Here is a 6171-nt window from a genome sequence, read left to right as displayed (position 1 = left end):
GCGTCCTCGTCGACGATGATCAGCGTCCGCTCGAACTGGCCCATGTTCTCGGTGTTGATCCGGAAGTAGGCCTGCAGCGGGATGTCGACGTGGACGCCCTTGGGCACGTAGATGAACGAGCCGCCGGACCAGACCGAGGTGTTCAGCGCGGCGAACTTGTTGTCGCCGACCGGGATGACCGACCCGAAGTACTCCTGGAAGAGCTCCGGGTGCTCCTTCAGGCCGCTGTCGGTGTCCAGGAAGATGACGCCCTGGTCCTCCAGCTCCTTCTGGATCTGGTGGTAGACGACCTCGGACTCGTACTGCGCGGCGACGCCGGAGACCAGGCGCTGCTTCTCCGCCTCCGGGATGCCGAGCCGGTCGTACGTCGACTTGATGTCGTCCGGGAGCTCCTCCCAGGACGCAGCCTGCTTCTCCGTCGACCGGACGAAGTACTTGATGTTCTCGAAGTCGATGTCGGCCAGGTCGGCACCCCAGGTCGGCAGCGGCTTGCGGTCGAACAGGCGCAGGCCCTTCAGCCGCATCGCCAGCATCCAGTCCGGCTCGCTCTTCTTGGCCGAGATGTCGCGCACGACCTCCTCGGACAGGCCACGCTTGGCGCCGGCGCCGGCCGTGTCGGCGTCGGCCCAGCCGAACTTGTAACGCGAGAGCTGCTCGATCTGCTCGCCCTGGGTCAAGGTCATGCTCGCGTCCTCCCGGAAGCGGCGGAGTTGGTGCTGGGGATGTAGGTGGTGCAGACCGCGTCGCCGCGGGCGATGGTGGCCAGTCGCTGGACATGGGTGCCCAACAGCCGTTCGAACGCCTTTGTTTCGGCCTCGCACAGCTGCGGGAACTCCGCGGCGACGTGCGCGACCGGGCAGTGGTGCTGACAGAGCTGGCCGCCGCTGCCCACGCGATGGGCTGACGCAGCGTAGCCCTCGCTGGTCAGAGCCTCGGCGAGCGCCTCGATGCGCTCCGGCGCGGCGCGGACCTCGGAGCCGTGCCGCTGCTCGACGATCTCGACCCGGCGGGCGGCGAACTCGGCCACCGCCTCGTCCCCGCCGGTCTCGGCCAGGAATCTGATCGCGGCCGCCGCCAGGTCGTCGTACGCGTGCGGGAAGCTGGCCCGGCCCGTCTCGGTGAGCAGGAACTCCCGGGCCGGCCGGCCGCGGCCGCGCTGGGCGCCGCCCAGCGGCCGCTGCTCCCGGTCGGTGGCCAGCCCGTCGGCGGCCAGCGCGTCGAGGTGACGGCGGACCGCGGTCGGGCTGATGCCGAGCCGTTCGCCCAGCGCAGCGGCGGTGGCCGGGCCCTGCTCCAGGAGCAGGCGGGCCACCTCGTCCCGCGTCGGGACCGGCCGGGCGATTTTCACACTGCTGATGTTACTTATATCCGCGGCCGGGTGCACGTCCGACCCTCCGCAGCGTGTCCACGCTCACGCTCATACCCTTGCTGACGTGGACCACCCCGCGGTCGAGGTGCACGACCTGCACAAGCGGTACGGCGCCGTCACCGCCGTCGCGGGCCTCTCGCTGAACGCCGTCGCGGGCGAGGTGCTGGCGATCCTCGGACCCAACGGCGCCGGCAAGACCACCACGGTCGAGATGTGCGAGGGCTACCGCCGCCCCGACAGCGGGTTCGTCCGGGTCCTGGGCCTTGACCCGGTACGGGACGCGACCGCGGTGCGGCCCCGGGTCGGGGTGATGCTGCAGGGCGGCGGCGGGTACCCGGGGGCGAAGGCGGGCGAGATGCTCCGGCTGCTGGCGGCGTACGCGGCCCGGCCGCTGGACCCGGGCGAGCTGCTGGACCGGCTCGGGCTGAGCGCGGCGGCGGAGACGGCGTACAAGCGGCTGTCGGGCGGGCAGAAGCAGCGGCTGTCGCTGGCGATGGCCGTGGTCGCCCGGCCGGAGCTGGTCTTCCTGGACGAGCCGACCGCGGGGCTCGACCCGCAGGCCAGGCACGCGACCTGGGACGTGGTCCGGCAGCTGCGGAGGGACGGGGTGACGGTCGTGCTGACCACGCACTACATGGAGGAGGCCGAACGGCTGGCCGACCGGGTCGTGGTCGTCGACGACGGCCGGGTGGTCGCGGTCGGCAGCCCGGTCGAGCTGACCCGGGACGGGGCCGAGGGGCAGCTGCGCTTCACCGCGGTGCCGGGGCTGGACCTGGTCGCGCTGGCCGCGGCGCTGCCGTCGAAGGTCACGGTGTCCGAGCAGCGCCAGGGTGAGTACCTGGTTTCCACCGGCGGTCCCGTGGACCCGCACCTGGTCGCCGCGGTCACGGCCTGGTGCGCCGAGCACGAAGTGCTCACCGAGGACCTCACGGTCCGCCGCCGCTCCCTCGAGGACGTCTTCCTCGAGCTCACCGGGCACGGCCTGCGATGACGACCTTCGTGCCCGCGCCCGGGGCGGCGCCGATGGGGCGGATGCTGGCCGCGCAGACCCGGATGGAGCTGCGGCTCTCGCTGCGCAACGGCGAGCAGGTGCTGCTCACCCTGCTGGTCCCGCTGCTGCTGACCGCGGTGCTGGTGGCCGAGCCGTTCATCCAGGTCGACAGCGGCCGGCGGGTCGACTTCGTGGTGCCGGGCGTGCTCGCGCTCGCGGTCACCTCGGCCGCGTTCACCGGGCTCGCGATCGGCACCGGCTTCGAGCGCAAGTACGGCGTGCTCAAGCGGCTCGGCGCGACCGCGCTGCCCCGCTCGGTGCTGCTGCTGGGCAAGACCGGCGCGGTGCTCTGCGTGGAGCTGCTGCAGGTGCTGCTCGTCGGCGGGCTCGGGCTGGCGCTGGGCTGGCGGCCGGCCGGCGGCGCCGGGGCGGTGCTGAGCACGGCGTTGCTGGTGATCGCGGGCACGGCCGCGTTCGCCGGGCTGGGCCTGCTGATGGCCGGGACGCTGCGGGCCGAGGCGACGCTGGCGGCGGCGAACCTGGCCTGGTTCCTGCTGCTGTTCTTCGGCGGCGTTCTGTTCCCGTTGTCCAAGTTCCCGGCGGGATTGGCCGACGTGCTGCAGTTCCTGCCCACCGCGGCGCTGTCGGACGGTCTGCGCGACGTGCTGCGCGACGGGGCCGGGCTGCCGGTGCAGTCCCTGGTCACGCTGGTCGTGTGGGCTGTGGTCACGCTCGGCGCGGCGGCGATGACGTTCAAGTGGGAGTGAGGCAGGGTAGGCCGCTCGCGACAGCTTCAGTCCCGATCGGAGGCCTCGACTCATGAGTCTTGCTCGTCGCGCCGCACGCGCGGCGCTCGCCGCCAGCTTCGTCAGCGGCGGAATCGACCAGATCCGCAATCCGCAGCCGAAGGCTGCGCCGGCCTCTCCGATCGCCAAGCCGATCGCCGACCGGATCCCGCAGCTGCCCAACGACCCCGAGTCGCTGGTCAAGCTGGACGGGGCGATCAAGGTCGTCGGCGGTCTCGGGCTGGTCTTCGGGCCGTTCGCGCGGCCGGCGGCGCTCCTGCTCGCCGGCAGCATGGTGCCCACGACGCTGGCCGGGCACCGCTTCTGGGAGACCACCGACCCGGATCAGAAGGCGAGCGACAAGGTCGAGTTCTTCAAGAACGTCAGCCTGGTCGGGGGGCTTCTCATCACCGCCCTCGACACCGGCGGCCGGCCGTCGATCCCGTGGGTGGCCAACAAGGCCGCGCACGGTGCGGCCGAGGCCGTCGGGGACGCCGCCGGCTCGGTCGGCGACGCCGTGACCGGGGCCGCCGGTGCGGTCGCGGGCGCGGCCGGGGTCGTCGGCGGGGCGGTCCGCAGCAACTCGCCGTCGCTGTCGAAGAAGACCCGCAAGGCCCTGGCCAGGGCCGAGAAGCGCAGCGCCGCGCTGTACGCGGCGGCCGAGGCCCAGACGGCCAAGGCGTGGGCCAAGGCCGAGAAGCAGGGCGGCCGGGCGATCGCCCCGGCCGAGAAGCGCGGGCCGGGGGCCTGGAGCCAGGCGCAGGAGGCCGCGGTCGCGGCGCTCGGCGCGGCCGGGGCCACCGCCAGCAGGGCGCTGGAGTCCGCGCAGGACTCCGACGTCTCCAAGCGGGCGCAGAAGAAGGCGTCCAAGGCGCGCGAGTCGGCCCAGGACTCGGCTTCGGACCTGTCGAAGCGGGCCCAGAAGAAGGCCGACAAGGCGGTGGCATCGGCCCAGGACTCGGCTTCGGACCTGTCCGCCCGGGCCCAGAAGAAGGCCCGGAAGCAGGGCGCGTCGGCGTACGGGTCCGCCCAGGACTCGGCCGCCGCGCTGTCCCGGCGGGCGCAGCGGAAGGCGGCGGAGGCGTACGCGTCCGCGCAGGCCTCGGCGGCGTCGCTGTCGAAGCGGGCCCAGAAGAAGGCCGACAAGGCCGGGGTCAAGGCGCAGAAGCGGGCGGCCAAGAAGGCGGATGCGGCTCAGTCCGCCGCCGCCGGGTACGCGGCTGCCGCCGGCGACTACGCCAACGACCGGGGTCCGGTCGTGGCGGACGCGGCCAGGACCGCCGCGGCGGCGACCAAGGAGGGCGCGCTCACCGCCAAGGAGGGCATCGTCGCGGCGAAGGACAAGGTCGTCGCGGCTGCTTCTCGCTGAACACAGACCGACCCCCGGCGGCTCCGGCCTCGGGGGTCGTTCTCTGTCTGAGTCGAGAGATCCCGGTGGCCGTGAGCTCGCGGCCCGGTCGGGGGTCAGCTACCGAGGCGGAGGATCTCCGCCGGTGGGGTGCGGTCGGCGACGCGTTGGGCGTAGAGGGACGTGAGGACGGTGACCACGACCACCGCAGCGGCGGCGCCGGCCAGGACCGGGACCGGGAGGACCAGCAGCGGGGTCGGCGGCCGGGCCGGGTCCACGTCGAGCAGCCCGTGCACCAGCCCCAGTCCCAGCCGGCTCAACCCGACCCCGACCGCGTACGCGACCCCGAGCAGCAGCCCGAGCTCGGCCAGCAGCGAGCGCAGGTGGGTGGCCCGGGACAGTCCCATCCGCCGGCCCAGCGCGTACGAGGCGATGCGGGAGCGCTGCCGGGTCTCCACGTAGAGCAGCAGCGCGCCCACCGAGACCAGGCCGACCAGCCCGGCCAGCGCAGTGAGGTAGCCGAAGGTCCAGGTGATGCCGAGGTAGTCGGCGGCCCGGAAGATTTCGGCCTGGTCGACGGTGTCGAACAGGAGCTTGTCCTGGGCCTGGATCGCGGCCTCGGCCGGCGCCGCCGGCCCGTTCGTCCAGAGCTCGTACGTGGCCCCGGCGTGCTCGTCGACCGGCCCCAGCCGGGACGCCGCCACGATGATCATCGGGTACGGCAGCCGCCGCCCCGGGAACAACGACGCGGTCGCGACCTCGGCCACGTGCGCGGTGGTCGTGCCGAGCGGGATGTCCGCGGTCGGCCCGAGCTCGTGGCGCGGGTCGACCACGATCGCCGGCACCCGGCCGCCCGGCGCCGGCCCGGTCAGCGTGGCCAGCAGGTCGCCGAACGAGCGGGACGCGAACTCCGGCCGCCAGTACGCCGTCCGCAGCAGCGACGCCGGGTCGACCGCGAGGAAGGCGACCGGGGTGTCGGCGTCGAGCTGGCCGTAGTTGTAGCGGACCACGATCGTGCCGGCCCGGTCGGTCGCGGCGGACCGGTCGAGGTGCTCGTTGGTCGACGCCGAGACGGTGGCGCCGGTGAAGAGGCGGGCCTTGGCGTCCAGGGTCCGGGACGATCCGGTGGTGAGGCCGGCCGCGTACACCGAGATCGCGACCGGGGTGGCCGCGGCGGCCAGCAGCACCACGGCCGCGACCCGGGACGCGGTGAGCCGGCGGGTGGCCAGGTACCAGGCCGGGCTCAGCCGGCCGGCCCGCCGGGACAGCAACGGCAGCAGCAGCGTGAGCAGCCGGACCGCGAGCATCGACCCGCCGAGGATGAACAGCAGCGGAAACAGCACCACGAGCAGGTTCACCTGGGCCACGTTCTGCACGACCGTGACCGCCGCCCCCCGCCGCAGCGCGAGGTAGGTGGCCACCGCGCCGCCGAGCAGGACCAGCTCCCAGGGCACGTACGCGAGCCGGGACCGGCGCCGGCCGATCGGCTTCTCGGTCGCGTTGCGGGCCCGGATCCCGGCGACCGCGCCGAGCAGCGCCAGCCCGGCCAGCAGCCCGCCGCCGGCCACCACCGCCGCCTGCCGGTACGCCGAGGGGTCCAGGTCCGGGCTCGGCCCCAGCCGCCCGACCAGCCAGCGGGCCAGCACCGCGCCGAGCAGGGTGCCGAGCGCGGCCGGCA

General features: G+C 73.9%; 6 protein-coding genes. 3 read left to right on the top strand and 3 right to left on the bottom strand.

The window, feature by feature from the left end; translation table 11 throughout:
• Both VGP36_17425 and VGP36_17420 read right to left on the bottom strand, forming a co-directional pair.
• Positions 1-683, bottom strand: a 683-nt coding sequence (locus tag VGP36_17425; GenBank protein HEV7656499.1) for a Fe-S cluster assembly protein SufB, incomplete at its 3' end; no start/stop codon positions are given.
• On the bottom strand, positions 680-1348 hold the full coding sequence (locus VGP36_17420) for a metalloregulator ArsR/SmtB family transcription factor (protein ID HEV7656498.1): 669 nt from the start codon (positions 1346-1348) through the stop codon (positions 680-682). The genes VGP36_17425 and VGP36_17420, both read right to left, overlap by 4 nt.
• 85 nt (positions 1349-1433) lie before the next feature.
• On the opposite strand from VGP36_17420, the gene VGP36_17415 reads away from it, so the two are divergent.
• The 3 genes from VGP36_17415 to VGP36_17405 are packed head-to-tail and all read left to right on the top strand — an operon-like array spanning position 1434 to position 4514.
• The gene (locus VGP36_17415) at positions 1434-2360 is read left to right on the top strand and encodes an ABC transporter ATP-binding protein (GenBank protein ID HEV7656497.1); all 927 of its coding nucleotides are present in this window, start codon (positions 1434-1436) and stop codon (positions 2358-2360) included.
• Complete coding sequence (locus tag VGP36_17410; GenBank protein HEV7656496.1) at positions 2357-3127, top strand: ABC transporter permease; 771 nt, start codon at positions 2357-2359, stop codon at positions 3125-3127. The genes VGP36_17415 and VGP36_17410 overlap by 4 nt, the downstream gene beginning before the upstream one ends.
• Positions 3128-3179: 52 nt before the next feature.
• A complete protein-coding gene (locus tag VGP36_17405; GenBank protein HEV7656495.1) occupies positions 3180-4514 on the top strand; it encodes a DoxX family membrane protein in 1335 nt (444 codons plus the stop codon).
• Positions 4515-4609: 95 nt separating this feature from the next.
• Here the strand turns inward: VGP36_17405 and VGP36_17400 are convergent.
• A partial coding sequence (locus VGP36_17400) for a hypothetical protein (protein ID HEV7656494.1) occupies positions 4610-6171 on the bottom strand: 1562 nt, incomplete at its 5' end.

It is taken from the genome of Mycobacteriales bacterium, from assembly GCA_035995165.1.
Lineage (GTDB): Bacteria > Actinomycetota > Actinomycetes > Mycobacteriales > CADCTP01 > CADCTP01.
Note: the sequence above shows the minus strand (reverse complement) of the source record. Positions and strands in the feature narration are given on the sequence as shown.

Coding starts and splice junctions, on each gene's coding strand:
- VGP36_17410 (HEV7656496.1), top strand. CDS start 2,357: ATGACGACCTTCGTGCCCGCGCCCGGGGCGGCGCCGATGGGGCGGATG.
- VGP36_17405 (HEV7656495.1), top strand. CDS start 3,180: ATGAGTCTTGCTCGTCGCGCCGCACGCGCGGCGCTCGCCGCCAGCTTC.